The organism is Streptomyces sp. NPDC051180 (assembly GCF_040689545.1).
GTDB lineage: Bacteria > Actinomycetota > Actinomycetes > Streptomycetales > Streptomycetaceae > Streptomyces.
The window spans coordinates 67,600-93,320 of record NZ_JBFBBC010000016.1 but is presented as its reverse complement, the minus strand read 5'-3'; the positions used below and the strand labels follow the sequence as shown (position 1 = coordinate 93,320).

Annotated in this window: 23 protein-coding genes; 7 read left to right on the top strand and 16 right to left on the bottom strand. The window is 74.4% G+C overall.

What is annotated here, in order from left to right:
* Positions 1-113: 113 nt before the first annotated feature.
* Together AB0424_RS25670 and AB0424_RS25665 are read left to right on the top strand one after the other, a co-directional pair.
* The gene (locus AB0424_RS25670) at positions 114-1,400 is read left to right on the top strand and encodes an ion channel protein (protein ID WP_366308891.1); all 1,287 of its coding nucleotides are present in this window, start codon (positions 114-116) and stop codon (positions 1,398-1,400) included.
* A gap of 116 nt (positions 1,401-1,516) precedes the next feature.
* Positions 1,517-2,929 (top strand): glutamate decarboxylase, encoded by a 1,413-nt coding sequence (locus AB0424_RS25665; RefSeq protein WP_366308890.1) that lies wholly within the window; start codon positions 1,517-1,519, stop codon positions 2,927-2,929.
* Between the two features lie 37 nt (positions 2,930-2,966).
* Here the strand turns inward: AB0424_RS25665 and AB0424_RS25660 are convergent, their stop codons facing one another.
* From AB0424_RS25660 to AB0424_RS25630, 7 genes are all read right to left on the bottom strand, one after another.
* On the bottom strand, positions 2,967-4,205 hold the full coding sequence (locus AB0424_RS25660) for an exo-alpha-sialidase (protein WP_366308889.1): 1,239 nt from the start codon (positions 4,203-4,205) through the stop codon (positions 2,967-2,969).
* Positions 4,206-4,296: 91 nt separating this feature from the next.
* The gene (locus AB0424_RS25655) at positions 4,297-5,061 is read right to left on the bottom strand and encodes an ABC transporter permease (protein ID WP_366308888.1); all 765 of its coding nucleotides are present in this window, start codon (positions 5,059-5,061) and stop codon (positions 4,297-4,299) included.
* Positions 5,058-6,032: an ATP-binding cassette domain-containing protein gene (locus AB0424_RS25650; RefSeq protein WP_366308887.1), complete on the bottom strand. Its 975-nt coding sequence runs from the start codon at positions 6,030-6,032 to the stop codon at positions 5,058-5,060. Before AB0424_RS25650 ends, AB0424_RS25655 begins: the two co-directional genes overlap by 4 nt.
* A 117-nt stretch (positions 6,033-6,149) precedes the next feature.
* Complete coding sequence (locus AB0424_RS25645) at positions 6,150-6,764, bottom strand: PadR family transcriptional regulator (protein WP_366308886.1); 615 nt, start codon at positions 6,762-6,764, stop codon at positions 6,150-6,152.
* 48 nt (positions 6,765-6,812) lie between these two features.
* Positions 6,813-7,361 carry a DinB family protein gene (locus tag AB0424_RS25640; RefSeq protein WP_366308885.1) on the bottom strand — a complete coding sequence of 183 codons (549 nt, stop codon included), beginning with the start codon at positions 7,359-7,361 and terminating at the stop codon, positions 6,813-6,815.
* 183 nt (positions 7,362-7,544) lie between these two features.
* Entirely contained in the window at positions 7,545-9,002 is a 1,458-nt protein-coding gene (locus AB0424_RS25635) for an aldehyde dehydrogenase family protein (RefSeq protein ID WP_366308884.1), read from the bottom strand.
* 62 nt (positions 9,003-9,064) lie between these two features.
* Positions 9,065-9,937: a helix-turn-helix transcriptional regulator gene (locus AB0424_RS25630; RefSeq protein WP_366308883.1), complete on the bottom strand. Its 873-nt coding sequence runs from the start codon at positions 9,935-9,937 to the stop codon at positions 9,065-9,067.
* A 330-nt stretch (positions 9,938-10,267) separates the two neighbouring features.
* On the opposite strand from AB0424_RS25630, the gene AB0424_RS25625 reads away from it, so the two are divergent.
* Positions 10,268-10,765 carry an ATP-binding protein gene (locus tag AB0424_RS25625; protein ID WP_366308882.1) on the top strand — a complete coding sequence of 166 codons (498 nt, stop codon included), beginning with the start codon at positions 10,268-10,270 and terminating at the stop codon, positions 10,763-10,765.
* 76 nt (positions 10,766-10,841) lie between these two features.
* On the opposite strand, the gene AB0424_RS25620 is transcribed toward AB0424_RS25625, so the two are convergent.
* The 5 genes from AB0424_RS25620 to AB0424_RS25600 form a co-directional block, all read right to left on the bottom strand.
* Positions 10,842-11,054 carry a DUF397 domain-containing protein gene (locus AB0424_RS25620; RefSeq protein WP_366308957.1) on the bottom strand — a complete coding sequence of 71 codons (213 nt, stop codon included), beginning with the start codon at positions 11,052-11,054 and terminating at the stop codon, positions 10,842-10,844.
* Positions 11,055-11,350: 296 nt separating this feature from the next.
* On the bottom strand, positions 11,351-11,620 hold the full coding sequence (locus tag AB0424_RS25615) for a type B 50S ribosomal protein L31 (protein WP_366308881.1): 270 nt from the start codon (positions 11,618-11,620) through the stop codon (positions 11,351-11,353).
* Between the two features lie 7 nt (positions 11,621-11,627).
* Entirely contained in the window at positions 11,628-11,792 is a 165-nt protein-coding gene (gene rpmG, locus AB0424_RS25610; protein ID WP_366308880.1) for a 50S ribosomal protein L33, read from the bottom strand.
* Between the two features lie 97 nt (positions 11,793-11,889).
* Complete coding sequence (locus AB0424_RS25605; RefSeq protein ID WP_366308879.1) at positions 11,890-14,004, bottom strand: FUSC family protein; 2,115 nt, start codon at positions 14,002-14,004, stop codon at positions 11,890-11,892.
* 235 nt (positions 14,005-14,239) lie between these two features.
* On the bottom strand, positions 14,240-15,370 hold the full coding sequence (locus AB0424_RS25600) for a DUF2786 domain-containing protein (RefSeq protein ID WP_366308878.1): 1,131 nt from the start codon (positions 15,368-15,370) through the stop codon (positions 14,240-14,242).
* Between the two features lie 189 nt (positions 15,371-15,559).
* On the opposite strand from AB0424_RS25600, the gene AB0424_RS25595 reads away from it, so the two are divergent.
* A complete protein-coding gene (locus tag AB0424_RS25595; protein ID WP_366308877.1) occupies positions 15,560-16,384 on the top strand; it encodes an ABC transporter ATP-binding protein in 825 nt (274 codons plus the stop codon).
* Positions 16,378-18,498 (top strand): ABC transporter permease, encoded by a 2,121-nt coding sequence (locus tag AB0424_RS25590; RefSeq protein ID WP_366308876.1) that lies wholly within the window; start codon positions 16,378-16,380, stop codon positions 18,496-18,498. The genes AB0424_RS25595 and AB0424_RS25590 overlap by 7 nt, the downstream gene beginning before the upstream one ends.
* Positions 18,499-18,594: 96 nt before the next feature.
* Here AB0424_RS25590 and AB0424_RS25585 read toward each other — a convergent pair whose 3' ends face one another.
* Together AB0424_RS25585 and AB0424_RS25580 are read right to left on the bottom strand one after the other, a co-directional pair.
* Positions 18,595-19,152, bottom strand: a complete 558-nt coding sequence (locus AB0424_RS25585; RefSeq protein ID WP_366308875.1) for a GNAT family protein — start codon at positions 19,150-19,152, stop codon at positions 18,595-18,597.
* A gap of 76 nt (positions 19,153-19,228) precedes the next feature.
* The gene (locus tag AB0424_RS25580; RefSeq protein ID WP_366308956.1) at positions 19,229-20,158 is read right to left on the bottom strand and encodes an NADP-dependent oxidoreductase; all 930 of its coding nucleotides are present in this window, start codon (positions 20,156-20,158) and stop codon (positions 19,229-19,231) included.
* A 161-nt stretch (positions 20,159-20,319) separates the two neighbouring features.
* Between AB0424_RS25580 and AB0424_RS25575 the strand changes: the two genes are divergently transcribed.
* Entirely contained in the window at positions 20,320-21,564 is a 1,245-nt protein-coding gene (locus AB0424_RS25575; protein ID WP_366308874.1) for a LuxR C-terminal-related transcriptional regulator, read from the top strand.
* Positions 21,565-21,680: 116 nt separating this feature from the next.
* Positions 21,681-23,372 carry a bifunctional 3'-5' exonuclease/DNA polymerase gene (locus tag AB0424_RS25570; RefSeq protein WP_366308873.1) on the top strand — a complete coding sequence of 564 codons (1,692 nt, stop codon included), beginning with the start codon at positions 21,681-21,683 and terminating at the stop codon, positions 23,370-23,372.
* 96 nt (positions 23,373-23,468) lie between these two features.
* Here AB0424_RS25570 and AB0424_RS25565 read toward each other — a convergent pair whose 3' ends face one another.
* Both AB0424_RS25565 and AB0424_RS25560 read right to left on the bottom strand, forming a co-directional pair.
* Positions 23,469-24,779 carry a hypothetical protein gene (locus tag AB0424_RS25565; RefSeq protein ID WP_366308872.1) on the bottom strand — a complete coding sequence of 437 codons (1,311 nt, stop codon included), beginning with the start codon at positions 24,777-24,779 and terminating at the stop codon, positions 23,469-23,471.
* 340 nt (positions 24,780-25,119) lie between these two features.
* Complete coding sequence (locus AB0424_RS25560; RefSeq protein WP_366308871.1) at positions 25,120-25,629, bottom strand: SigE family RNA polymerase sigma factor; 510 nt, start codon at positions 25,627-25,629, stop codon at positions 25,120-25,122.
* Positions 25,630-25,721 lie beyond the last annotated feature (92 nt).

Sequence of the window (25,721 nt, the reverse complement as noted above, 5' to 3'; positions counted from 1 at the left end):
TTCTCTCTGTCGGTACGCGGTTCAGCCTCGGGCCTGACGTGACGTGAGGTGCAAGTCCGTCCGGCGGACAATCTCGGGATGTTATGCGGCTTTTGCTCACTTATGGTGGGTCGGTGGCCACCGATCATGCTCCGTCCGCGCCGTCTCCCGCCGCCGAGACCCCCCTGCGGATCCTGCTGCCCCAGGTGCTGCCCGCCCTCGTGGTCGGAGTGCTGGCGAGCCTGCTGTTCCTGGGGGTCAGCACGCTCGCGGAGCAGTTCGAGGGCGTCCTGTGGGGCGACCTGCCCGACGCCCTGGGCATCGGCGCGTACTCCTCCCTCTGGATCATCACCATGCTCACGGCGACCGGCATCGCCGTGGGGCTCGTGGTCTGGAAGGTGCCCGGACACGCCGGGCCGGACCCGGCGTCCATGGGCCTCGGCGGAGCGCCGCTGCCCGTCGGGATCGTGCCCGGGCTCCTCCTCGCCAGCGTCCTCGTGCTCGCCGGCGGGGTCAGCCTCGGCCCCGAGAACCCGATCATCGCGAGCAACATCGCCCTCGTGTACTGGCTCGGACACCGGGTCGCCCCCGCGGTCCCGGCCGCCGCCTGGGTCGGCCTCGCCTCGGCCGCCACCGTCGGAGCCCTCTTCGGGACACCCGTGGCGGCCGCTCTCATCCTCTCCGAGGCCCTGGCGAGCCGGCCGGGCCCCGGTTCCCTCTGGGACCGGCTCTTCGCCCCGCTGCTGGCCGCCGGCGCCGGCTCGATGACCACGCAGCTGCTGGAGGGGCCGACCTTCGACATGGGGCTCCCGCCGCTGACCGACCCCGGTTACGGCGACCTGCTCGCGGCCCTGGTCATCGCCTCCGCCGCGGCCGCCTTCGGCCTCGCCGCCTGCTACCTCTTCCCGCACGTCCACACCGCCTTCGGGCGTCTGCGCCACCCCATGCTGATGCTGCCGCTCGGCGGCCTCCTCCTGGGGCTGCTGGGCGCCCTCGGCGGGCAGCTGACCCTCTTCAAGGGCCTGGAGGAGATCAAGGAACTGAGCGAGTCGATCGGCAGCTGGTCCTCCGGCGACCTCGCCAAGATGGCCGTGGTCAAGCTCGTCGCCCTCGTCGTCGCCGCGTCCTGCGGCTTCCGGGGCGGCCGGATCTTCCCCGCCGTCTTCATCGGGGCCGCCTTCGGGCTGCTCGCCCAGGCCCTCGTCCCCGAGGTCCACCCGGCGGTCGCCGTCTCCTCCGCCGTCCTCGGCGTCCTCCTCGCCACCACCCGCCAGGGCTGGATCAGCCTCTTCACCGGCGCGATCCTCGCCCCCTCCCCGGCGATGCTCACCCTGCTCTGCCTCGCCTCCCTCCCCGCCTGGCTGATCGTCACCGGCCGCCCCCAGCTCGAACTCGACGAGCACGGCAAGTCCCTGCGCTGACCACCCGTCCCCACCTCACCCCCTGACCACCCGTCCCCGGCCCCACCCCTGATCACCGCCCTCGCCTCGCCCGCCCCGAGCGGGCGGACCGCCCCACCGGCCAGAAGGAGTCCCCCATGCCGCTCCACAAGGGCAGCCACCCCTCCCCGCCCGAACCCCGGCTCGCGCTCAACCCCTTCTTCGGGGAGGCCAACCCGGTCGGCGGCATGACCGAGGCTCCCCCGCACCACCGCCTGCCGGACGGCCCGCTGCCGCCGATGAGCGCCTACCAGCTCGTCCACGACGAGCTGATGCTCGACGGCAACTCCCGGCTCAACCTGGCCACCTTCGTCACCACCTGGATGGAGCCCCAGGCCGGGGTGCTCATGGCCGAGTGCCGCGACAAGAACATGATCGACAAGGACGAGTACCCGCGCACCGCCGAACTGGAGCGCCGCTGCGTCGCCATGCTCGCCGACCTGTGGAACGCCCCGGACCCGGCGACCGCCGTCGGCTGCTCCACCACCGGCTCCAGCGAGGCGTGCATGCTCGCCGGCCTCGCCCTCAAGCGCCGCTGGGCCCAGCGCAACGCCGATCGCTACCCGGGCAGCGCCCGCCCCAACCTGGTGATGGGCGTCAACGTCCAGGTCTGCTGGGAGAAGTTCTGCAACTTCTGGGAGGTCGAGGCCCGGCTCGTCCCCATGGAGGGCGACCGCTTCCACCTCGACGCCGCATCGGCCGCCGCGCTCTGCGACGAGAACACCATCGGCGTCGTCGCCGTCCTCGGCTCCACCTTCGACGGCTCCTACGAGCCGGTCGCCGAGATCTGCGCCGCCCTGGACGCCCTCCAGGAGCGCACCGGCCTCGACATCCCCGTCCACGTCGACGGCGCCTCCGGCGCGATGGTCGCCCCCTTCATCGACGAGGACCTCGTCTGGGACTTCCGGCTCCCCCGCGTCTCCTCGATCAACACCTCCGGCCACAAGTACGGCCTGGTCTACCCGGGCGTCGGCTGGGCGCTGTGGCGCTCGCCCGCCGAACTCCCCGAGGAGCTGGTCTTCCGCGTCAACTACCTGGGCGGCGACATGCCCACCTTCGCCCTCAACTTCTCCCGCCCCGGCGCCCAGGTGGTCGCGCAGTACTACACCTTCCTCAGGCTCGGCCGGGAGGGCTACCGGGCGGTGCAGCAGACCGCCCGGGACGTGGCCCGGGGCCTCGCCGAACGGATCGAGGCGATGGGCGACTTCCGCCTCCTCACCCACGGCGACGAGCTGCCCGTCTTCGCCTTCACCACCGCCCCCGACGTCACCGCCTTCAACGTCTTCGACGTCTCGCGGCGGATGCGCGAACGGGGCTGGCTGGTCCCCGCCTACACCTTCCCCGCCCACCGGGAGGACCTCTCCGTCCTGCGCGTGGTCTGCCGCAACGGCTTCTCCGCCGACCTCGCCGACCTCTTCATCCGGGACCTCCATCTGCTCCTGCCCGAACTCCGCCGCCAGTCGGGCCCGTTCACCGACGACACCGCGGCGGCGACCTCCTTCCACCACTGAGCCGGACCGGGGCCGGCCCTCAGCCGGCCCCCTCCCCTCAGCCGGCCCCCTCCCCGCAGGCGAGCCGGAACTCCGTCCACCGCACCCCGTCCGCGGTCAGCGCGTACTGACAGCGGGCCCCCTCGCGCAGCAGTCCGAGCGGGGTGCGGCGGACGTGCTGCGTGCCGTCGTCCAGCCGGGCGAACGTCCGGCCGCCGTCCACGCTCGCGTGCCCCGACAACTCCCCGGGGATCTCGACCCGGTCGCCCGGGCCCGGCACCGGCAGTCCCACCAGTGTGCGCGGCTCGGCGACCGGTCCCGTGGTCCACACCCGCTGCCACGTCCTGCCCCCGTCACCCGACCGGTGCAACGCCCTCATCGGGTTCTTGACGGGCTCGCCGCCCGCGAGTTCGCCCATCTCCGCCGCGTACACCGCGTCCGGTCCGACCGCGACCGCGACCCGCCTCACCGGCCGGTCCGTCGGGCTCGGCAGCCGGCTCACGGTCCAGCCGCGCCCGGCGTCCCGCGAGAAGGCGACCGCCGCCCGGCCCGAGACCGGGTCCGTCCCGGAGACCCACCAGGACCCGTCGGGCTCCGGCTGCCCGGCCGGCACCGGATGCGGCCCGAGGGCCGGCGCCCCGGCCAGGACCCGGCGCCGGCCGTCCCGCGGATCCACCACGACCAGCCGCTCCCGTATGCAGTCGTCGAGGGAGCCCCCGACGGGCGACGCGCACGCGGTGGTGAGCGCCGCGCCGTCGGGTATCTCCCGGACCACGCCGGCCGTGCGCCGGTCCACCGGGCTCCACGCACGGCCCCCGTCCCGGGTGAACCAGGTGCGCTCCGGCCGGTCGCCTCCGCCGTCCTCGATCAGCGCCCGGCCGGGGCCGAGGGCCAGCAGGTCCGCCGAGACGCCCTGGGACGCAGGGATCTCGGGCAGCGGCGACCGCCGCACGACCCACTCGTCGGCCCCCGCGTCCCGCACGGCCACCTGCTGCCGGCAGAAGCCGCTCTCCGGCGCGCCGGCGGCGCCCACGCACCCGACGAGCAGCGCGAACCCGCTGCCGTCCCGTGCGAATCCCAGGCTGTGCGACCAGCCGGGCAGCGCCGCCCCGGACGGCACCCGGGGCGGCGCACCGAACACCCCCGCCGACGCGACGGATCCCGCGCCCCTCGCCCCGACCCCCCTCGCCCCGGCGCCCTTCCTCGGTCCCTCTTCCGGTCCCGTGCATCCGCTCGACATCACCATCGCCATCACCAGCGCCACGACGGCGCCGGCCACTGCCACCGGCCTGCGCATCGCACGTCCCCCTGTCGTCCCCGGGCGGCCCGCGGTGAACCGCTGCTTTGAATACACCGCTCGCCGCCTCCGGGTTCCCACCTCCGCGCGACTACCTCCCGAGCCGGCCGAACCTCCTGACCGCCAGCGGGAAGAAGACGAGCAGCAGGACCAGCGGCCAGACGACCGCGGCCATGACGTGCCCCGGCTCGCCGCCGGGGCTGCCGAAGAGCTCCCGGGTCGCCGTCGCCGTCGCCGACATCGGGTTCCACTCCACGAACGTGCCGAGCCAGCCGGGCATCGACTCCGGCGAGGCGAAGGCGTTGGAGAGGAAGCCGAGCGGCCAGACCAGGATCTGCACGGCCTGCACCAGCTCGGCCCGCCCCGCGACCAGGGCGAGGAAGATCCCGATCCAGAGCATCGCGAACCGCAGCAGGAGCAGCAGCCCGAGGGCCCCCAGCGTGCTCGCCGGCCCCTCGTGCGCCCGCCACCCGATGGCGTACCCGACGCCGACCATCACGAGCAGCCCCACCGTGGACTGGAGCATGTCGGCGGCCGCCCGGCCGACGAGCACCGCGCCGTCGGCCATCGGCATCGACCGGAAGCGGTCGACCACCCCCTTCTCCAGGTCGCGCGTCACCGCCGTCATGGTGCCTTCGAGCCCGAACACCATGGTCAGGGTCAGCATCCCGGGGACCAGGAAGTCGACGTAGTCGCCGTCGACGTCCCGTCCGCCACCGACCAGATAGCCGAACATCAGCAGCATCATCACCGGGAAGACGAGCCCGACGAGGACCTGCACCGGCTGCCGGGCCCAGTGGGCCAGCTCCCTGCGGGTCATCGTCCAGCAGTCGCCCACCACGTGCGCGGCGCTCATGCCGTCACCTCCGTCCCCCGGGTCGGCTCCCGGTCCGGGCCGCCGTCCGTCAGATGCAGGAAGACCTCGTCCAGCGTCGGCCGCCGCAGGGCGATGTCCTCCGCCTCGATCCCGGCCGCCTCCAGGACCCGCACGGTCTCGGCGAGCGAGGCCATCCGGTCCTCCACCGGCGCGCTGAGCCGCCGCCGGTCGGCGTCCACGGCCACCTCGCCGCGCGCCGCGGGCAGCAGCCGGGCCGCCTCGGCGAGCCGCGCCGCGTCCCGTACGACCACGTCGATGCGGTCCGCCCCGACCCGGGCCTTGAGCTCGTCGGCCGTGCCGTCGGCCACCACCCGGCCGCCGTCCACCACCGAGATCCGGTCGGCGAGCCGGTCGGCCTCCTCCAGGTACTGCGTGGTCAGCAGGACCGTGGTGCCCCCGCCGACGAGCGAGCGCACCGACTCCCAGACCTCGCCGCGACCGCGCGGGTCGAGCCCGGTCGTCGGCTCGTCGAGGAAGAGCACCTCGGGCTCGGTGATCAGCGAGGCGGCCAGGTCGAGCCGCCGCCGCATGCCTCCGCTGTACTGCCGGACGGGCTTGCGTCCGGTGTCGGCCAGGCCGAAGCGCTCCAGGAGCTCGTCGGCCCGCGTCCCGGCGCGCCGGGCGCCCAGGTGGTGGAGCCTGCCGAACATCTCCAGGTTCTGCCGCCCGCCCAGCTCCTCGTCGAGGGCCGCGTGCTGCCCCAGCAGCCCGATCCGCCGCCGCACCTCCCGGGCCCCGGTCCGCACGTCGTGTCCGGCCACCCGCACCAGGCCCTCGTCGTGGCGCAGCAGGGTGGCCAGGATCCGTACCGTCGTGGTCTTGCCCGCGCCGTTGGGCCCGAGCAGGCCGTGGACGGTGCCGCGCCCGACGGTCAGGTCGAGGCCGGCCAGGGCGTCCTTCGTCCCGTACCGCTTGCGCGCACCCTCGACGAGGATCGCGTCCGCCGTCATGTCGATTCCTCCCGAAAAACTCTTAGTCAAATTTGACCAGTTGCCGCCGACGGAGCAAGGTATGCCCTCGGGGTCAGCTAGTCAAACTTGATGAGTGGATATGTTCCGGCGGCCCGCTCAGGTCGCGAAGGGGTTCTCCTCGCCGTCGGCGAGCACGCCCGTGAAGGGCTCCCCCTCGCCGGCGAACACGTACGCCCCGCCCTCGATCCGCTCGATCAGACCGAGCGTCCACTCCTTGCCCGCGTCGGCCGAGTGGACCCACATGTGCATGATCTCGCCGATGTGCCCGAGCTGGGCGGGGCCGCCCTCCGGCGTGTAGTACTCCGTGACCGCGGCCCGCCACTCGTCGAGCGCCCGCACGCGGCGGCGCAGCAGCCCGGCGGCCTCCTCGCGGGGCAGGTCCACGATGAAGCCGATGCCCGCCGACAGGACGTCCATCTTCTGGTCGTAGGTGGTCAGCGCCTCGCGCAGCAGCGCGAAGTACTCCTCCGTGCCCCGCTCCGTCAGCTCGTACTCGACGCGCGGCGGGCCGCCGACCTCGCTCTGCGCCACCTCGTGCGCGTGCAGCAGTCCCTGCTTCGCCATCTGCTTCAGCGCGTGGTAGATCGACCCCGGCTTGGCGTGGGACCACTCGTGCGCGCCCCAGTACTCCAGGTCGTTGCGCACCTGGTAGCCGTGGGCGCGGCCGTGCTGCCTGACCGCGCCCAGGACGAGCAGCCGGATCGCCGACATCGCCGTACCTCCTAGTCAATTTTGACCAGGGTACGCGCGCGGGATGCCCTACTCCTGCCCGTCGCCCCGCTCGGCCGCGATCAGCTCGAAGGACGTCCTGCCGTCCAGGGACTCGCGGATGACGTCCGCGTGCCCGGCGTGGCGGCCGGCCTCCTGCACGAGGTGGAGCAGCATCCAGCGGATCGACACCCTCCCGTCCTCGGGGAACCAGGGCGCCTTCGGCAGCGGGAAGGTCTCGTCCAGGCTCGGCACGGAGCGGACGAAGTCCTCGGTCTCCTTCGCCACGCCCGCCCAGAACGCGATGATCTCGGGGATCGTCTCGTCGCCGACGAGACGGAACGCGTCGCCCCAGGTCTCCTGGGTGCGCTGCCGCTCGTTCGGGCGCTGCTGGGCGAGGCGCAGCCAGTTGAGCTCCACCTCGGCGACGTGCTTGAGCAGCCCGGAGAGGCTGAGCTCGCTGGCGCTGGGGCGTCCGGCCGCCTGCTCCTCGGTGAGTCCGAGGAGGGAGCGGCGGAGTGCGGCGCGCTGCTCCTCGATGAAGTTGAGGAACGCGCCGCGCTCGTCGCCCAGGGCCTCCGAGGGAACGAGAGCCACCATGATGTCCGCCTTCCGTATGACTACGCCGATGGGTGCCGGCGGGGCCTCGCCCCTTCCGACACCCCTCAACCTACGGACCGATGCGGACAGCTGCTGTCCTCATTGCCGGCGGGACGGGAGGGAATTCGTCCCGGGACGGACCCCGGGATCCGCCCCCGGTCGGCCGCCGCCCCGGATCCGCCCTCAGAAGGGGAAACGGCTCCGGCCGTGCTGGATCGAGATCCACTTCTGCGTGGTGAAGGCGTCCACCATCGCGTCGCCGTTGAGACGCCCGATGCCCGAGTGCTTCTCGCCGCCGAAGGGCACGATCGGCTCGTCGTGCACGGTGCCGTCGTTGATGTGGATCATGCCGGTGTGGATGCGCTTGGCGACGCGCACGCCCCGCTCGACGTCCCCGGTGTGGACGGCTCCGCTGAGCCCGTACGGGGTGTCGTTGGCGATCCGCACGGCCTCCTCCTCACCGTCGAAGGGGACGAGGAGGGCGACGGGGCCGAAGATCTCCTGGCCGAGGACCGGGGAGTCGGCGGCGAGGCCGGTGAGGACGGACGGCGAGACGAGGTTGCCGTCCACGGTGCCGTGCAGCAGGGCCGTCGCTCCGGCGGCCACCGTCTGGTCGACGAGCGAGGAGACGGACTCCGCCTGCTGGGAGTTGATGAGCGGGCCGATGTGGGTGGCCGGGTCGGCGGGGTCGCCGACCCGGAGGGTCCGCACCTTCGCGACGAACTTCTCGGTGAACTCCTCCTCCACCGAGCGGTCCACCAGGATGCGGTTGGCGGCCATGCAGACCTGGCCCTGGTGCACGAAGCGGCTGAAGACGGCCGCGTCGACCGCGTAGTCCACGTCGGCGTCGTCGAGGACGATCAGGGCGCTGTTGCCGCCGAGTTCGAGGACGGCGTGCTTGAAGTTCTGCGCGCAGACCGTGGCGACGTGGCGGCCGACCTTGTCGGAGCCGGTGAAGGAGATGACCTTCGGGACCGGGTGGGTCAGCAGGGCGTCGCCGATCTCGGCAATGTCGGTGACGACGACGTTCAGCAGGCCGGCCGGCAGGCCCGCCTCCTCCAGGACCTTGGCGACGAGGGTGCCGCCGCAGATCGGGGTGTTCTGGTGGGGCTTGAGGACGACCGCGTTGCCGAGGGCGAGCGCGGGCGCGACCGACTTGATCGAGAGGAGGAAGGGGAAGTTGAAGGGCGAGATGACACCGACGACGCCCACCGGGACGCGGTAGACGCGGTTCTCCTTGCCGTCGACCGGCGAGGGCAGGATGCGGCCCTCGGGGCGCAGTGCCAGCTGGATCGCCTCGCGCAGGAACTCCTTGGCGAGGTGCAGCTCGAAGGCCGCCTTGAGACGGGTGCCGCCGAGCTCGGCGACGATCGTCTCGGCGATCTCCTCCTCGCGGTCCTCCACGATCCGCAGCGCGCGTTCGAAGACGAGCCGGCGGGTGTAGGGGTTGGTCTCGGCCCACGCGGTCTGGGCGCGCTCGGCGGCACGGTAGGCGCGGTCGACCTCGCCGGCCGTGGCGACCGTGATCGACGCGAGCTTCTCCCCGGTGTACGGGTTGAAGTCGATGATGTCCCACGAGCCGCTGCCCGGCTTCCACTCGCCGTCGATGTACTGATGGGCCAGGTCGGTGAAGTGCGACATGCTGGAGACCCCTCTACCCGCTATCTGCAGTGCGACTGATGTGGCGTCATCGTACTGATGTATCAGGAGAGTTGGAGGAGGCCCCGGAGAAGGTCCCGGCTTTCGGCCGGATCCGGACCGTCCATCTGCAGTCGCTCCATCACCCGCTGGTACTGGGCCACTTCCTCGCGCTTGTCGAGGTAGAGGGCGCTGGTGAGCTGCTCCAGGTAGACGATGTCGGAGAGGTCGGACTCGGGGAAGCTCAGCATGGTGAAGGCGCCGCTCTCGCCCGCGTGGCCGCCGAAGCTGAAGGGCATGACCTGGAGGGTGACGCCGGGGTGCTCGGAGATCTCGATCAGGTGCCTCAACTGCCCCTGCATGACGGCCCGGTCACCGTACGGGCGGCGCAGGGCGGCCTCGTCGAGTACGGCGTGGAACTGCGGGGCGCGTTCGGAGACGAGTACCTTCTGGCGCTCCAGGCGGAGGGCGACGCGGCGGTCGATCTCCGCGCGCGAGGCGTCGGGCATGCCGCGGGTGACGACGGCGTGGGCGTACGCCTCGGTCTGCAACAGGCCGTGGACGAACTGGACTTCGTAGACGCGGATGAGCGAGGCGGCGCCTTCGAGGCCGATGTACGTCTGGAACCAGCCCGGCAGGACGTCGCCGAAGCTGTGCCACCAGCCGGCGACGTTGGCCTCGCGGGCGAGACCGAGGAGCGAGCCGCGCTCGGCCTCGTCCCCGACCCCGTACAGCGTGAGGAGGTCCTCGACGTCCCTGGCCTTGAAGCTCACCCGCCCCAACTCCATACGGCTGATCTTGGATTCGGACGCTCTGATCGAGTAGCCGGCCGCCTCGCGGGTGATCCCGCGCGACTCGCGCAGCCGCCTCAGCTGGGAGCCCAGCAGGATGCGCCGCACCACGCTCCCGGTAGCTCCGCTCGATTCGCCTGCGGTCACGGCTCCCAGCCTCCCCTTTACGGTGTCGAGCCCCCGTCGAGCCCCGGATTCTGCCATCAAACGCTTCAGCGCGTACACATTCGATTACGGAATGGCGGCGAGATCCGAGCGGTCGGGGCGCACACCGCACGCACATCGTGGAAAGTTCCCCTTCACGAGTGGACGACTTATGCACAGATTCGGCACGGGGACGGACAGGTCCGGCGCGTGCACGTGCATCTGCCCTTGCATCCAGTGGGCGCATTCGGAACCATGGACCCCGCGCAGCCGCGTACTCGTTCGTGTTGTCGTGTTGTCGCACCACAGTCGCGATTCCCGGGAGTGCCTCGCATGGGGACGAATGGATCGACCGTGCTCGAGCCTTTACGGCAGGGCCTACCGCCGCTCGATCCCGGCGCCGTCTCCACCTCCGCCTCCTGCGCCCTGCCCGCCCGGTACGAAGCCGTGCGCGGGGCCCGGAAGTTCACCAGCGCGACGCTCGACCGCTGGGAGCTGACCGAGCGCTTCGACGATGTCGCCCTGGTCGTCTCCGAGCTCGTCACCAACGCGCTGCGCCACGCGGTGCCGGGTGACGCGCCCCAGGAGGAAGGCCAGAACCCGCCGGTCAGACTGCACCTCATGCGCTGGGCCTCGCGCCTGGTGTGCGCCGTGCGCGACCCCAGCAGGGAGAGCCCGGAGGCGCGCGGCGGCGAGGAGGACTTCTCCGCCGAGTCCGGGCGCGGACTGTTCCTGGTGGACTCGTTCAGCGACAGCTGGGGCTGGCACCCGCTCGCCGGCACGCTCCAGGGCAAGGTCGTGTGGGCGCTGTTCCGGATCGGTCCGGAGTAGCGGCGCCGCACCACGCGAGAACGGCACGGGAAAGGGCCCCGGCGAACACCGCCGGGGCCCTTTCCCGTGTCCTCGGTCAGACCAGGTGGTCGAACTCCCCGTCCTTGACGCCCAGCAGGAGCGCCTCTATCTCCGCGGGCGTGTAGACGAGCGCGGGCCCGTCGGGGTGGCGCGAGTTGCGGACGGCAACGTTTCCCCCGGGCAGTTTGGCGAACTCCACGCACGATCCCTGGGAGTTGCTGTGCCTGCTCTTCTGCCACTCGACACCGCGCAGCTCCGTGGCCGCCATGCCGTTGTACGCGCGATGCGCATGGTGCACTGGTAGCTCCCCGAGTTGCTTGTTGCAGGTGTCAACTTCCTCGGATCATAGCTGTGTTCACATGCCCCTGCATGAGCAGATGCACGTGCACGGGGGGTGGCGTAGTGGCTACGCGACGCAGCGTGCTACCGCCCGGTACGGGCGACCGGCACCGCAGGAACGTTTCTGACGAACCGTGGTCCGCCGGGCCCGCCCCCACCGATCCTACGACTCTTGATCTTGAACCCTCCCGAGAGGGCAGGGGCCGGCGGGGGCGGCGGTGACGGTCAGCGGGTCGCGCCGGGGTCCTCGGCGCGCTTCCCGTACCGCTTCTCGAAGCGTTCCACCCGGCCCGCGGTGTCCAGGACGCGGGCGGTGCCGGTGTAGAAGGGGTGGCTCGCCGAGGAGATCTCGACGTCGACGACGGGATAGGTGCGGCCGTCCTCCCACTCCACCGTCTTGTCGCCGGTGAGCGTGGAACGGGTGAGGAAGGCGAAGCCTCCCGCCTTGTCACGGAAGACGACGGGCTCGTACGGAGGGTGGATTCCGGGCTTCACGGCGCGATCAGCGCTCCTCTCGGAAGTCGACGTGACGGCCGGCGGCCGGGTCGAACTTGCGCAGGACCAGGCGGTCGGGGTCGTTACGGCGGTTCTTGCGGGTGACGTAGGTGAATCCGGTGCCCGCGGTCGACCGGAGCCTTACCACGGGGCGGAGCTCGTTGCGTGCCATGGTGCGAGAGTAAACGAAAACGGTAATCATTTCCAATGACTGCCAGGAGAGGTGCGTCACTCCCCGGCGTCGCTCCCGGGGGCGGTCACGGCGGGCGTCACTCGCGGCGGCGGTCACCGGCGCGCGGGCGGGAGGAGGGGGTCAGCCCGGTGGTGACCTCGTCCAGCGCGTCGAGGAGGAGGGTGGCCCCCTTGTGCAGGAGGAAGTGGTCGGGGGGATCGGCGGTCCAGGCGGCGACGGTCTCGCGGAGGTCGCCCCAGGAGGGCTCCCGGCGCTCCCGGATCGCCTTCGCGCCGCGCTCGGTCGCCCGGTGGAGGGACTCCGCGAGGCCCGCCGCGGCGGGCACGGGCGGGACGTCGCGCTCCGGCACGTGCGCCTCCATGAGCATCGCCACCCGGCCGAACTCGGCGAGGGCCTCCTCGGCCTGCTCCGCCGCCGCGTGCGAGAGGCCCCGGTGGCGGACCGGCTCGTGGGTGGCCCGGGCGAGGGCCTCCTGCCAGGCGACCCGGGCGGCGCGGGTGGCGAGGAGGGCCTCCCGGACGTCGGGTCCCGCGGGGCCGGACGGGTCGGCGTACCGCGCGGTGACGGCCGCCGCGTACGCGCCCACCGCCGCCACCCAGTCCGCCAGCCGGCCGCGCAGCCGGGGCGTCTCCCACGCCGGGTAGACGGCGTACGACAGCATCGCCAGGAGCCCGCCGATGAGGGTCAGCAGCACTCTGTCCCGCACGGTCTGCGTCAGCCCCGCGCCGTCCATGCCCAGCAGGAAGACGACGTACGCCGCGACGAAGACCTGGCTCACCGCGTACCCGGTCCGCATCAGCAGGTACATCCCGAAGGCGCACACCACCGAGAGCACCGCGGAGAGGTACACGCCGGGGTGCGCCGACTGCACGACCGCCGTCGCCAGCGCCACCCCGACGAGCGTGCCGCCGAAGCGGGCCACCGAGCGGGCGTACGTCTGCGAGAAGTCCGGCCGCATCACCATCACGGACGCCATCGGCGCCCAGTAGCCGTGGCCGAACGGCAGCACCCCGCCCAGGAGCCAGCCGGCCGCCGTGACCGCCGAGACGCGCACCGCGTGGCGCAGGACCGGCGAGTCGGGCCGCAGCTCGGCCCGCATCCGGGCCGCCACCAGGGGCGCGAGCCGGACCAGGGTCGGCCGGGTGCGGGCGACGGGGCGCGCCGGGGGGTCCGCCCCCCGCGCCGCCGCGCGCGACGACGTCTCCGTACGCGGCTCCGCCGTCTCCACGACGTCGCTCAGCAGCGCGGCCAGCCGGAGGGCCGCGCGGCGGGACGGGCCGGACAGGAGGGCGCCGGTGTCCGGGGTGCGGAGCGCGGCGACGGCCTGCGGGGGCAGGACGACCGGTTCGCCGTGCCGGATCGCGTGGGCGGCGGCGTCCAGGAGCGCGCCGGCCGCGGCGAGCAGCTCCCGGACCCGGTCGCGCGCGGGGCCCTCCTCCGGCACCCCGACGGCGGGGTCGGCCAGCGAGGCGAGCACCGGGCGGATCCGCTCCGCCAGGCCCCGAGCCCCGTGCAGCTCCGCCGGGCGGCGGCGGGCCTGGCGGGGGGTCACGGCGGCGGCGCTGCGGGCGGTCATCAGCGGGACCGGGTCGAAGGGGGCGACCGGGTCGTGGCGGAGCCGTCGGGCGTAGTCGGCCTCCGCGGCCAGCGCGTCCGCCAGGGCGTCGCGCTGGGCGCCCCACCGGCGGACCGGGAGGAGGACGACCAGCGCGGCCTGGACGACGCCGCCCGCGAAGATCACCGCGGCATGGCCGGCGGCGGTGGCGACCGAGGTGGGGAGGGTGATCGTCACCAGCATGATCGCCACGTTGGAGGAGGCGATGATGCCGGCGGTGGGGCCGGCGGCCCAGGCCAGCCCCGAGAGGAAGGTCCAGGAGAGCAGCAGCGCCAGGAAGAGCGCCTCGTGGGAGCCGGTGAGGTAGCCGAGGAACGTGGAGACGGCGAGGCTGGCGCCGGAGGCGAGGGCCAGGGTGGGGCGGGGGCGCCAGGAGCGCTGGAAGGTGGCGATGGCCGCCTGGAAGGCGCCGAAGGCGGACGACGCGGCGACGGACGGGCCGAAGAACGCGAGCGAGACCCCCATGACCAGGGCCAGTCCCAGCGCCCCCCGCGCCGCGATGGCCGGCTCCAGCCGCCGCCGCTCCATGCTGAGCCCCGAGCGGGAGGTCTCCTTCAGCGCCCGAAGCCAACTCATGCGGCGAGCGTATCCGCGATTCGGTACCAAACGGGCTTTTCGCCCGCCTTCCGGACAGCCTCTAGGGCCTGTCGTCACAATCCCCTCGTTGCCCGAAGGGCGGCCCTGCGGCGTCTGGTGCGTGCTCTCGGTGTGCCGGGTGGAAGTGCTCGCACTGGGCGTACTCGCGCTTTCGCCCGGTGCGGCGAGAGCGCGTGCCAGGCGTCGCGGGCAGAGGGGAATGTGACGACAGGCCCTAGGGCGCGGGACGGTCCCGGAGGGAGGGGCGGTGGGGGTGGAGCCCGGCCTGGTCGGCCGCCGAGGCCCCGTGGTTCCATCCGTCCTCGTCCCAGGCGGCGCGGACCCGGGTGGTGCGGGTCTCGGGGAAGAGTTCGTCCGTGCGGGTGGTGACGGCGAGGTCGCGGGAGGCGAGGGCCGGCAGGAGCGAGGGCTCCTCGGCGACGACGCGGCGGGACGTCGAGGCGAGGCGGGCGCCCAGCCGGTTGGCGTACGCGAGCAGGAACGACTGCCGGAAGGACTTGGTGCGCTTGCGGCCGCCCGCCCGCTGCTCGGCCTCCGCCCGGGTCATCGCCGCCGTTCCCTGGACCAGCAGCGACGTGTACAGCAGCTCCACCGGATCGAGGTCCGCCTCGAAGCCGACCACCGTCGAGAAGCCGTACGCCTCGTTCCACACGGCCCGGCAGTGGTTCGCCGTGGCGACGGCGTCCAGCAGGATCGCCTTCGCCTGCTCGTACGGCGGCTCCACACCGACGCGGATCGCACCCGGCGTCTCCGGGGTCGGCGCGCCCGCGGCGAGCGTCGCCTCGTCGAGGCTGTGGCGGGCCATGAGCTCCTGGGCCTTCGCCGTGAGAGCCTCCGCCTCCTCGGGGTAGCCGGTCGCCTCCGCCTTGGCGAGGAGCGCCCGGATGCGGCCGAGCATGCGGGGCTCCCCGGCGGCCGGCGGCGGCAGCGCGTCGCCGGGGGCCGGGCCGACGGCGTCGAGCCGCGGCAGCCGGACCAGGAGGCGGTACAGCTCCAGGACGGTCGTGGCGTGCGAGAAGCGGTCCGTGGGGCGCGGGGCCGTGTCGTCGAGCTCGTCGAGCTGCGCCCGCCACCGGTGCGGCAGCCGCGCGTATCCGGCCGTCTCCTTCCTGACCAGGTCGGAGAGGAGGAGGACGTGCGCCTCGGACAGCTCGCGGCGGGCGGTGCGGTCCAGGTCGGCGGGCTGCCAGCCGCGGCCCCACAGGGTGCGGAGGAACTCCTCGCCGCGCCGGGCCAGTTCCCCGTCGGCGCCCCGGTCGGCGGCGAGGAGCGAGGCCGCCGTGTCGAGCGATCCGTCGTCGCTCGCGTACAGCGCCTCGAAGGCCCTGTCGATCGTGGTGCTCATGCCACGATGGTCTCAGCCCGGGCGTACGGGGCGGGAACCCCGGGCGGACGGGGCGGGCACCCCGGGCGTACGGGGCGTGCACCCCCGCCGGACGGGGTCGGGCACCCCGGCGGGGGTAGGGCCAGGCATACCCCGGGGACGCCCCTCAGCGGTCGTGATCCGAGCCGGCCGAAACGGTTCGCTTGAGCCATGACCACGACCACCGCCTCCCCCGCCGCCGTACGGCTCCGGGGACTCACCCGGCACCACCGGGACGTCCGCGCCCTGGACGGCGTCGACCTCGACTTCGCCACCGGGACCTTCACCGCCGTCATGGGCCCCTCGGGCTCGGGCAAGTCCACCCTGCTCCAGTGCGCCGCCGGCCTCGACCGGCCCACCGCCGGGAGCGTGACGGTCGGCGGCACCTGCCTGGACGGACTGAGCGAACGGCGGCTGACCCTGCTGCGGCGCGAGCGCGTCGGCTTCGTCTTCCAGTCCTTCAACCTGCTGCCCTCCCTGACCGCGGCGCAGAACGTCGCCCTGCCGCTCCGGCTCGCGGGCCGCCGCCCGTCCCGTGCCGAGGTCCGGGAGGCCCTCGCGCGCGTGGGGCTGGCCGGGCGGGAGCGCCACCGGCCCGGCGAGCTCTCCGGCGGCCAGCAGCAACGGGTGGCCCTGGCACGGGCGCTGATCACCCGGCCCGCCGTCCTCTTCGGCGACGAGCCGACCGGCGCGCTCGACTCGACGACCGGCCGCGAGGTGCTCGGCATGCTCCGGGAGCTCGTCGACCGCGACGGGCAGACGATCGTCATGGTCACCCACGACCCGGTGGCCGCCGCCCGCGCCGACCGCGTCGTCTTCCTCGTCGACGGGCGCCTGGCGGGCGAGCTGCCGGCGCCGACGGTGGAGACGGTCGCGGCCCGGATGGCGGGCCTGGAGACCGGCCCCGGGACGGCGGCCCGCCCCGAGGAGCGGTCCGGTGCGCAAGGGGAGGCGACGGCGGGCGCCGTCGCGGCCGCGGGGAGCCCGGCATGCTGACCGTCGTGCTGACCGGGCTGCGGGCCCGCTGGGCCTCCTTCCTCGGCGGGTTCGCCGCACTGGCCCTCGGGGTGGGGCTGCTGACCACGATGGGGCTGGGGCTGGCCGCGACCTTCGAGGCGCCCGCGCGTTCTCCCGAGCGGTTCTCCTCGTCGCCCGTCGTCGTGATGGGCAGCGACCGGCTGGTGCTCGACGTCCGGCGCGGGCCCGACCTCGTGTCCGTGGCGCGGCCGCTCGACCGTCCACAGCCTGTGGACGACGAAGTCCTGCGCGCCCTGAAGGCCCGCTGGACCGTCACCGCGCCCGGGGACGGCGGTCCGCCCGCCGCCGTCGGCGTGGACGCCCCCGCCGCCGAGGTCCGGGCCCTCGTGGGCGGGCGGGCGCAGGTCCTCACCGGCGCGGAGCGGGTGCGCGCCGACCCCGATCCGGAGCGGGACGCCCGGGCGCTCACGTCGCTCAACGCCCTGCTCGGCACCTCGGGCGGCGTCACCGCCTTCGTCTCCGTCTTCGTCGTGGCCTCGACGTTCGCGTTCGCCGTCGCGCTGCGCCGCCGCGAGTTCGGGCTGCTGCGGACCGCCGGGGCCACCCCCGGGCAGGTCCGGCGACTCCTCCTCGCCGAGGCGGCGGCGCTCGGCGTGCTCGCCTCCGCCACCGGGTGCGCGCTCGGCTCCCTGGGGGCGCCGCTGCTGGCACGGACCCTGGTCGACGGCGGCCTCGCGCCCGCGTGGTTCACGATCGGCACGGCTTCCTGGCCGTTCCACGTCGCCTTCTGGACGGGGACGACCGTCGCCCTCGCCGGAGCGGTCGCCGCCTCGCGGCGGGCCGGCCGGGTGGGCCCGACGGCCGCGCTGCGCGAGGCGGACGTCGACACCGACGTCCTGCCCCTGGGCCGGGCCCTGCTCGGCACGGGCCTGCTCCTGGCCGGGGCCGGGCTGCTGGCCTGGACGTACGCCACCGAGCCGTCCGAGCTGCTCAAGCGGAAGACGTACACGACCCTGCCGATGCTGCTGACCGGCGGCGTCGCCCTGCTCTCCCCGCTCCTGGTGCGGCCGGTGTCCCGGCTGCTGCGGCTCCGGGGGGCGGTGGGGACGCTGGTACGCGAGAACAGCGCGGCCTCCGTGCGCCGGACCGCCGCCGTCGCCGCGCCCGTCCTCGTGACCGTGGCGCTCGCCGGGACCCTCTTCGGCGCGTCGGCGGGCGTCACGCGGGCGCGTGAGGCCGAGGCGCGGGAGCAGACGGCCGCCGCCTACGTGGTGGCCGGCGAGGAGCTGCGGGCGGTGGCCGCGCCGGCCGGGGCCGTCGTCTCCGCCACCGGGGCGACGTCCGTCTTCGTGCGGGACGGGGACGAGGCCGTCGTGAAGTACGGGGCGCGGGCCGTCGCCGACCCGGCCGCCTTCGCGGAGCTGGCCCGGCTGCCGGTGGTCGCGGGCGACCTGCGGGACCTGGACGACCGGTCGATCGTCGTGAACGAGGAGTTCGAGCGGCGCCGGGTCGGCGAGACCGTCGAGGTCTGGCGGGCGGACGGCAGCGGTCCGGTGCGGCTGCGGGTCGCGGCCGTCCTCGCCCTGGGCACCGGTGACAACGGCCCCTGCGTCACGCGGGCGAACGCGCCGGGCTCCGCCGTCGACCGGATCGACGCGCGCGGCGGCGGCGCGGCGACGGCGCGGGCCCTGGCGGCGAGCGGCGGGACCGTCAGGACGGCGGACGCCTGGGCGGAGGCCGAGCGGCGCACGGACGCCCCGCGGAACCGGCTCGGCATGGTCCTGGTCCTCGGCATCGCCCTCGTCTACACGGTGATCGGCCTGGCCAACACCCTGCTGATGGCGACCTCCGTGCGGGGCGGCGAGCTGGCCTCGCTCCGGCTCGCCGGGGCCACCCGGTCCCAGATCCTGCGGGTGGTGGCGGGCGAGGCGGTGCTCGCCGTCACCGTCGGGGCCGCCCTCGGCCTGGCCGTGGCGGCCGCCGTCCTCGGCACCCTCGGCGCGGGACTCGCCGCCCTCTCCGCGCCCGCCGTCCTGGCCGTTCCGTGGTCGCTCGTCGGCGCGTCGGCCGCCGTGTGCGCGGTGGTCGCGGTCGCCGCTTCGGCCCTCCCCGCGTGGCGGCTCACGCGCTGAGCGGCGATGGTGGAGGTCGGGGCGGTGACAAGGGTCGGAGCCGGGTCACCGCCCCGCCCCTGTCCCGGCGCGCGCGGCGGGTCACCGTCCGAGCCCTCAGCCGTCGGCCTTCCCGCGCCACTCCGGCGCCAGGACCGACCAGACCTCCTGGTCGTGGAGCCGGCCCCGGTAGGCGTAGCTCTGGCGCAGGACGCCGTCCCTCGTCATGCCCAGGCGCCGGGCCACGGCGATGCTCGGCTCGTTGTCGGAGTTGACCACCCATTCGACGCGGTGGACTCCACGGACCTCGATCGCCCAGTCGATGAGCGCGCGGGCCGCCCGGGTCACCAGACCCCGGCCGACCGCCGTCGGCTCCAGCCAGCAACCGGCCTCCGCCGTACCGCCCTTGGCGTCGAGGGTGCGCAGGATGACGGCGCCGACCAGGGTGCCGTCCGACCAGATGCCGTGGATGCGGCCGGTGTCGGCCGCCACCTTCTCCGCGTAGAGACGGAGGAACGCCCGGCTGGACTCCAGGTCGGTCACGACGTCGGGGAGCCCGTTGCGCGCGCCGATGAACTCCCGCCCCCGGTCGATGTGCGCCAGGAACTCGTCTGCCTGCCACGGTTCGAGCGGGCGCAGCTCCGCGCCGTCGTCTCCCAGGGACATCGTGTACATCGTCGTCGCCTTCCACGGTCGGACCGGCACTCACGGGCGAGGGGATCCTCTCATCCCTCCGCCCGGCGAGGAGGCCCTACGGGAGCAAGACCAACTTGCCCCGCACATGGCCCGACTCGCTCGCCTCCTGTGCCCGGGCGGCCTCCTTGAGCGGGAGGGTGTCGGCCAGGCGGACGGCGAGGGCGCCCTCCGCCGCCAGGCGGGCCTGGTCGGCGAGGCCGCGCCGCACGTCCTCCGGATCCCCCGAGACGCCGGAGAAGGCGATCCCGTGCTCGGCGGCGTCGGTGGCCGCGATGGTCACGATCCGCGCCTTGTCCGCCGTCCCCTCTCCGCCGAGGAGCGCGACGGCGACCGGCAGCACGCCGTGGCCGGCCGCGTCGAAGACCGCGTCGATACCCTCCGGGGCGGCCGCCCCGACCCGGTCGGCCAGGCCGTCCCCGTACGTCACGGGGATCGCGCCGAGTTCGCGCAGGTAGGCGTGGTTGGACTCCGAGGCGCTGCCGACGACCGTGACCCCGGCCGCGACGGCGAGCTGGACGGCCACCGAGCCGACGACGCCGGCCGCGCCGTGCAGGAACAGGGTCTCGCCCGGCTCGACGCCGAGCAGGTCCAGGACCCGCTGCGCGGTCTCCCCGGCGACCGGGAGGCTCGCGGCGGCCTCCCAGGAGAGCCCGGCGGGCTTGCGGGCGACGATGCCGGCGATGGCGTACTCGGCGTAGGCGCCGGTCTTCGTCCAGCCGAGGACCTCGTCGCCGACGGCCAGGTCGGTGACGCCCTCGCCGAGCGCGTCGACGGTGCCGGCGAACTCCAGGCCGGGGACGGCGGGGAAGGTCGTCGGGTAGAACTCCTCGACCCAGCCGCGGCGGCGCTTCCAGTCCACCGGGTTGAGCCCGACCGCCGCCACCCTGACGCGGACCTCGCCGGGGCCGGGCACCGGCACGGCGACGCCGGTCGCGTGGCGCAGCACCTCGGCCCCGCCGAACTCCTCGTACACGATCGCTTCCATACCGGCCATCCCAGCCTCCCGTGCTGCCCGTTCGGATTTCCCGCTCTTCGACACGGCCCAGACTGCCGCCGCGGCCACCGGCTCCCCGCCCTCCCTCCGGCCAGTCCCACCTGTCCGAAAGACCGGCCGCCGTCCGCCTGTTCGGGCATACGCTGCTCGGCATGGACGCGCTCACGCTGACCACCGTGTACGAGATCCTCCGGCAGCCCCTCGGCCGGATCCTCCCGCGGGTCTCGGCCGCCCTCGGCCCGCTGGTCCCGCACGCGGAAGCGGCCGAACTCTCCACCCACTGCGCCCACTCGCCCTTCAAGACGACGGCCGGCACGGACGGTCCGACCGCCTCCGAACTGGCGCCGCTGCTCGCGGCGGGCGTGCCCGGCGCACCCTGGCAGGGCGTGGCGACGGTCGGCGGCCGGGAGCGCGAGATCGTCGCCGTCACCAGCCACGCGACCCGCCGCGGCGCGCTCCTCGTGCTGGTCCGCGAGGACGGCGCGGCCCCCGCCGGCCCGGACGCGCTCGCTGTCGCCCAGGCGCTGTGGGACCTGGTGACCAGCCACTTCGACCGGTTCGCGAGCGAGGCCCTGCCGGGCGCGCTGGCCCGCTCGCGGGCCGCGGCCGACACCCGCGCGCGCGTGATCGCCGAGCTCACGGCGGCGCACACGGCCGCGCTCTCCGGGGTCCTCGGCGTGCTGCGGAGCCGCGCCCTCGACGACACGACGGCCCGGACGACCGCCACCGACCTGGCGGCCTCGGCGCTCATCGAGATGCGGGCGGCGCAGCGCCGGGACCGGGCGCTCGCGGAGGAGCCCGCGCAGGACGCCTTCGAGCGGCTCGCCGCCGAGCTGCGGCCGATGCTGCGCCACAGCCCCGTCCGGCTGGAGCTGGGCGCCCCCGACTCGGACCGCTCCCTGGCGGCGGACGTGGCGCACAGCGCGCGGGCCGTCGTCCGCGCCCTGCTGCTCGTCGTCCTGGAGCAGGAGTCGGTCCGGCGGGTCCACGTCGGCTGGCAGCTGACCGAGCACGAGCTGCGCGCCTCGGTGCGGGACGACGGCGCGGGCGCGCTGGCCCCCTGCGACCTGGGCGCCGGCACGATCCGCGACCGGGTCGACGTGCTCGGCGGCCGGCTGGACACGGACATCGTGCCGGGCTGGGGCTCGACCGTCACCGCCGTCATCCCGCTCGCCACGCCCGAGGCGGCCGTCGAGGCCGCCCATCCGCTCACAGGGCTGGGCGAGCGCGAGGTCGAGGTGCTCCGCCACCTCGCCCTCGGCCACCGCAACCGGCGCATCGCCGAGGAGCTCCACATCAGCGAGTCCACGGTCAAGTTCCACGTCGCGAACATCCTGAACAAGCTGGGCGTCGACTCCCGCGGGGAGGCCGCGGCCCTCTTCCACGCGGCCGCGTAGCGCCCGCGTCCGGGGCCGCGTGCAGGACCGCCTCCGGGGCCGCGTGCGGGGGCGGCGTCCGCGGCCGCCGGGGCGGCTTCCGGGGTTTGTCAGTGGCGGGTGCCAGACTCGGACGCATGAGCGAGAGGTGGGCGCTGGCCGCCGAGGCGGAGGGGGACGGAGCGCTGCTCGTGCCCCTCGGCCCGGACGGCGCGCCCGCCGGGCCGGTGCGGCGCGAGCCGGACCTGGTGGCGGCCGTGCGGGACCGGCCCGAGGTGGCCCGCTGGGTGTGGCGGTCGACGGCCGAGGTGTACCCGCGGCTCCTCGCCGCGGGCGTGCGGGTCGAGCGGTGCTACGACGTGGAGGACGCCGAGCAGCTGCTCCTCGGCCACGAGGGGCGGCTCGGGGAGCCCCGCTCGGCGGCGGCGGCCTGGGCGCGCCTGCGGAACGCCCCGGTGCCTCCCGACCCGCCGCAGCGCAGTGCGGAGCCCGGCTCGCAGGACTCCCTCTTCGAGCCGCGGCCCGTGGTCTCCGTTCCCTTCGACGGGTTCCTCGCGGTCTACGCGGAGCAGTTGCGCCGGCACGACCGGGCCGAGCACCCGGGCCGGATGCGGCTGCTGACGGCCGCCGAGTCGGCGGGGATGCTGGTGGCCGCCGAGATGCACCGGGCCGGACTGCCCTGGCGGGCGGACGTGCACCGGGAGCTGCTGCACGAGCTGCTCGGCGAGCGGTACGCGGGCGGGGGCGAGCCGCGCCGCCTCGCCGAGCTGGCCGACGAGGTGTCCGCGGCGCTCGGCCGCCGGGTCCGGCCCGACCTGCCGGCCGACGTGGTGCGGGCGTTCGCGCAGGCGGGCGTGCGGCTGCGGTCCACCCGGCGCTGGGAGCTGGCGGAGGTCGACCACCCGGCGGTGGAGCCGCTGATCGCGTACAAGAAGCTGTACCGGATCTGGACGGCGCACGGCTGGTCGTGGCTGGCCGACTGGGTCAGGGACGGCCGGTTCCGGCCGGAGTACCTGCCCGGGGGCACCGTCAGCGGCCGCTGGACGACCAACGGCGGCGGGGCCCTGCAGATCCCGAAGGTGATCCGGCGGGCCGTGGTCGCGGACGAGGGCTGGCGGCTCGTGGTCGCCGACGCCGACCAGATGGAGCCGCGGGTGCTCGCCGCGATCTCCCGGGACCCGGGGCTGATGGAGGTCGCGGGGCACCCCGACGACCTGTACACCCGGCTGTCCGACCGGGCCTTCTCCGGCGACCGCGAGCACGCCAAGCTCGCACTGCTCGGCGCGATCTACGGCCAGACGAGCGGCGACGGCCTCAAGAACCTGGCGGCGCTGCGGCGCCGCTTCCCGCGCGCGGTGGCCTATGTCGACGACGCGGCGAAGGCGGGCGAGGAGGGCCGGCTCGTCCGGACCTGGCTGGGCCGGACCAGTCCGCGGGCGGTCGGCTCGGGCGACGCCGACGAGGCGGGACTGCCGCAGGACTCGGGCGAACCGGAGCCGGAGAGCGGAGAGTTCGTCCCGGGGTACGCCTCGGGGAACGCCCGGGCGCGGGGCCGCTTCACCCGCAACTTCGTCGTGCAGGGCAGTGCCGCGGACTGGGCCCTGCTGATGCTGGCGGCGCTGCGGCGCTCCCTCGCGGGGATGCGGGCGGAGCTGGTGTTCTTCCAGCACGACGAGGTGATCGTGCACTGTCCGGCGGAGGAGGCCGAGGCGGTGACGGCGGCGATCCGCGCGGCCGGCGACGAGGCGGGGCGGATCGCGTTCGGCGAGACCCCGGTCCGCTTCCCGTTCACGACGGCGACGGTCGAGCGGTACGCGGACGCCAAGTAGGACGACGGCGGGACGCGGGGTGGGGCGGGAGCCGCGCAGACGCGCGGCGAGGGGCGGCAGGTCGGCCCGCCGCCCCTCTCCCCCGTGCGGAGCGCGCTACCTCGCGGGCCGGTCCTGCCACCTGCCGTTGAGCGCGATCGCCTTCAGCTGCGCCATCGTCAGCGCGGGCTCGGAGCGGGTGGCGTCCTCGTGCTGGGCGCCGGTGTTGAAGGCGGAGACGACGACGCGGAAGCCTTCGGGCGTCATGGTGTCGACGGTCCACCAGACGACGCCGGCACCGCCCTTCTCGCCGGGCTGCCGGGTGAGCTTGACCTTGCGGCCGTCGGGCAGCGTGGTGACGTCGCCGCTGCCGAAGAGGTCGCCGGCGGCGCCTTCCATGCCCCACTGGACGTTAATCTGGACGAGGCTCTTCCCCTCGCCGTCGTCGACGACGACATAGCCGAACTCGCCGTCGCCGCCCTTCTCCACGACCTTGAGGCCCTTGGGGAGCAGGGAGCGCAGGGTGGTCGGGACCACGTCACCGACCGGCTGAGGGGGCGTCCGGTGGGTGCCGGGCTCGGCGTTGACCCGCGGCAGCTCCGGCAGCTGCTTCAGCAGCGGGCGCCAGGCGTCGGCCGTGACGAGCGCCTTGAGCTGGGCCGGGGTGAAGGGCGGGTTCTCCCGGCTGACGGGGGAGCCCTTCTCGGCGGCGGCGTTGTACTCGCTCGCGTCGACGAGGAAGCCGTCCTTGGTGAGCAGGACCGCCCGCCAGGACTTGGTCTCCTCGCGCTTGTCGGGGTACTCGTACCCCCGGAGGATCATCAGCCGGGCGCCGTTCGGCAGCCGCTCGGTGACGCAGTCGTCGTAGGGGACGTACGCCTTGCTCGGGCACTCGACCTGCGACGAGCCCCCCTCGCCGCCGGCGGCGCGGTAGAGGCCGACGGAGACCGCCGCACGGCCGTCCCCGTCGTCGTAGACGCCGGCGACGGACTGGCCGCGGCCGTCGAGGCCGGCGATCTCCCATTCGCCGGCCGGGGTGTTGGCCTTGAGTACGGCCGCGATGTCCGCGACCGGGATCTGCGCCTCGACGGGCTTCTGCGGGGTGGCGGTGCCGGTGGTGCTTCCCCCGGAGGAGTGCGTGGGCTTGGGGGCGGCGACGGAGGTGGTCGTCGCGGCGCCCCCGGGGCCCAGGAGGGATCCTCCGTAGGCGCCGCCGATGCCGACGGCGGCGAGGGCGAGGGCGCCGCCGGTCACGGCGAGGCGGCGGCGCACGAGGCGGCGCCGGCCGCGGGCGAGGCCGCCCGCGACGAGCTCGCGGCGGCCCTCGGCGGAGAAGCCGTCGCCGGTGCGGCGCAGGACGGCGCCGAGCTCCTCCTCGAACCCCGCGTTCCGGGGGTCGTCGTGCGGGAGACCTTCGTTCTGGGGCATGGCGGAACCACCGTTTCCGGTTCGTGGGCGGGACGTGTGCGGGCGGGAGTGCGGGGTGTGGCGCGTGCGGGCCGGCGGTCTGACGGGCCGGCGGTCCGGCCGTCTGCCGGTCCGGCCGTCTGCCGGTCCGGCCGTCTGGCCGGCGCCCGCCGGAGGAGATGCGTCCTAGGGCCTGTCGTCAAATTCCCCTCGTTGCCCGAAGGGCGGCCCTGCGGCGTCTGGTGCGTGCTCTCGGTGTGCCGGGTGGAAGTGCTCGTACTGGGCGTACTCGCGCTTTCGCCCGGTGCGGCGAGAGCGCGTGCCAGGCGTCGCGGGGCAGAGGGGAATGTGACGACAGGCCCTAGCGGGCGGCGAACTCGGCGATGCTGCCGCCGAGCCGTTCGCGGAGCCGGGACAGTGCCCGTACGGAGCGGGTGCGCACCGCGGCGGAGCTGACGTGCAGGGCATCGGCGGTCTCCTCGATGCTGCGGTCCTCCCAGTACCGCAGCACCACGACCGCCCGGTCCTTGGGCGCGAGGCCGGCCAGCGCGTCGAGCAGCGCGATCCGGAGTGCCGGGTCCTCGCCGGTGTCGGGGGCGCGGTCGGGCAGTTCGCCGAGCGGCCGCTCGGTGGCGGACCGGCGCCGCTGGTGGCTGAGGAAGGTGCGCACCAGCACGGTCTGGGCGTATGCGGCGGGGTTGCCGACGCGGGCCATGCGCCCCCACAGCGCGTACATCCGGCCCAGCGTCTCCTGGGTGAGGTCCTCGGCGAGATGGGTGTCGCCACTGGTCAGCAGGCAGGCCGACCGGTACAGGTGCCCCGTGCGTGCGGAGGCGAACTCCAGGAACTCGTCCGCGCGGGACTTTCTCATGCCCCTCCCTTCCCTCACGGTCACGTGGTGTGGTCGCCATACACCTCATTGACGCGATGGGGGCGGGGAAATGTTTCAGCGGATCGCGGGCA

Excerpts from the sequence above, each read along its gene's own strand:
- AB0424_RS25665 (WP_366308890.1), top strand. The coding sequence starts at position 1,517 with ATGCCGCTCCACAAGGGCAGCCACCCCTCCCCGCCCGAACCCCGGCTC.
- AB0424_RS25660 (WP_366308889.1), bottom strand. The coding sequence starts at position 4,205 with ATGCGCAGGCCGGTGGCAGTGGCCGGCGCCGTCGTGGCGCTGGTGATG.
- AB0424_RS25655 (WP_366308888.1), bottom strand. The coding sequence starts at position 5,061 with ATGAGCGCCGCGCACGTGGTGGGCGACTGCTGGACGATGACCCGCAGG.
- AB0424_RS25650 (WP_366308887.1), bottom strand. The coding sequence starts at position 6,032 with ATGACGGCGGACGCGATCCTCGTCGAGGGTGCGCGCAAGCGGTACGGG.
- AB0424_RS25645 (WP_366308886.1), bottom strand. The coding sequence starts at position 6,764 with ATGTCGGCGATCCGGCTGCTCGTCCTGGGCGCGGTCAGGCAGCACGGC.
- AB0424_RS25640 (WP_366308885.1), bottom strand. The coding sequence starts at position 7,361 with ATGGTGGCTCTCGTTCCCTCGGAGGCCCTGGGCGACGAGCGCGGCGCG.
- AB0424_RS25635 (WP_366308884.1), bottom strand. The coding sequence starts at position 9,002 with ATGTCGCACTTCACCGACCTGGCCCATCAGTACATCGACGGCGAGTGG.
- AB0424_RS25625 (WP_366308882.1), top strand. The coding sequence starts at position 10,268 with ATGGGGACGAATGGATCGACCGTGCTCGAGCCTTTACGGCAGGGCCTA.
- AB0424_RS25620 (WP_366308957.1), bottom strand. The coding sequence starts at position 11,054 with ATGGCGGCCACGGAGCTGCGCGGTGTCGAGTGGCAGAAGAGCAGGCAC.
- rpmG (WP_366308880.1), bottom strand. The coding sequence starts at position 11,792 with ATGGCACGCAACGAGCTCCGCCCCGTGGTAAGGCTCCGGTCGACCGCG.
- AB0424_RS25605 (WP_366308879.1), bottom strand. The coding sequence starts at position 14,004 with ATGAGTTGGCTTCGGGCGCTGAAGGAGACCTCCCGCTCGGGGCTCAGC.
- AB0424_RS25600 (WP_366308878.1), bottom strand. The coding sequence starts at position 15,370 with ATGAGCACCACGATCGACAGGGCCTTCGAGGCGCTGTACGCGAGCGAC.
- AB0424_RS25595 (WP_366308877.1), top strand. The coding sequence starts at position 15,560 with ATGACCACGACCACCGCCTCCCCCGCCGCCGTACGGCTCCGGGGACTC.
- AB0424_RS25590 (WP_366308876.1), top strand. The coding sequence starts at position 16,378 with ATGCTGACCGTCGTGCTGACCGGGCTGCGGGCCCGCTGGGCCTCCTTC.
- AB0424_RS25585 (WP_366308875.1), bottom strand. The coding sequence starts at position 19,152 with ATGTACACGATGTCCCTGGGAGACGACGGCGCGGAGCTGCGCCCGCTC.
- AB0424_RS25580 (WP_366308956.1), bottom strand. The coding sequence starts at position 20,158 with ATGGAAGCGATCGTGTACGAGGAGTTCGGCGGGGCCGAGGTGCTGCGC.
- AB0424_RS25575 (WP_366308874.1), top strand. The coding sequence starts at position 20,320 with ATGGACGCGCTCACGCTGACCACCGTGTACGAGATCCTCCGGCAGCCC.
- AB0424_RS25570 (WP_366308873.1), top strand. The coding sequence starts at position 21,681 with ATGAGCGAGAGGTGGGCGCTGGCCGCCGAGGCGGAGGGGGACGGAGCG.
- AB0424_RS25565 (WP_366308872.1), bottom strand. The coding sequence starts at position 24,779 with ATGCCCCAGAACGAAGGTCTCCCGCACGACGACCCCCGGAACGCGGGG.
- AB0424_RS25560 (WP_366308871.1), bottom strand. The coding sequence starts at position 25,629 with ATGAGAAAGTCCCGCGCGGACGAGTTCCTGGAGTTCGCCTCCGCACGC.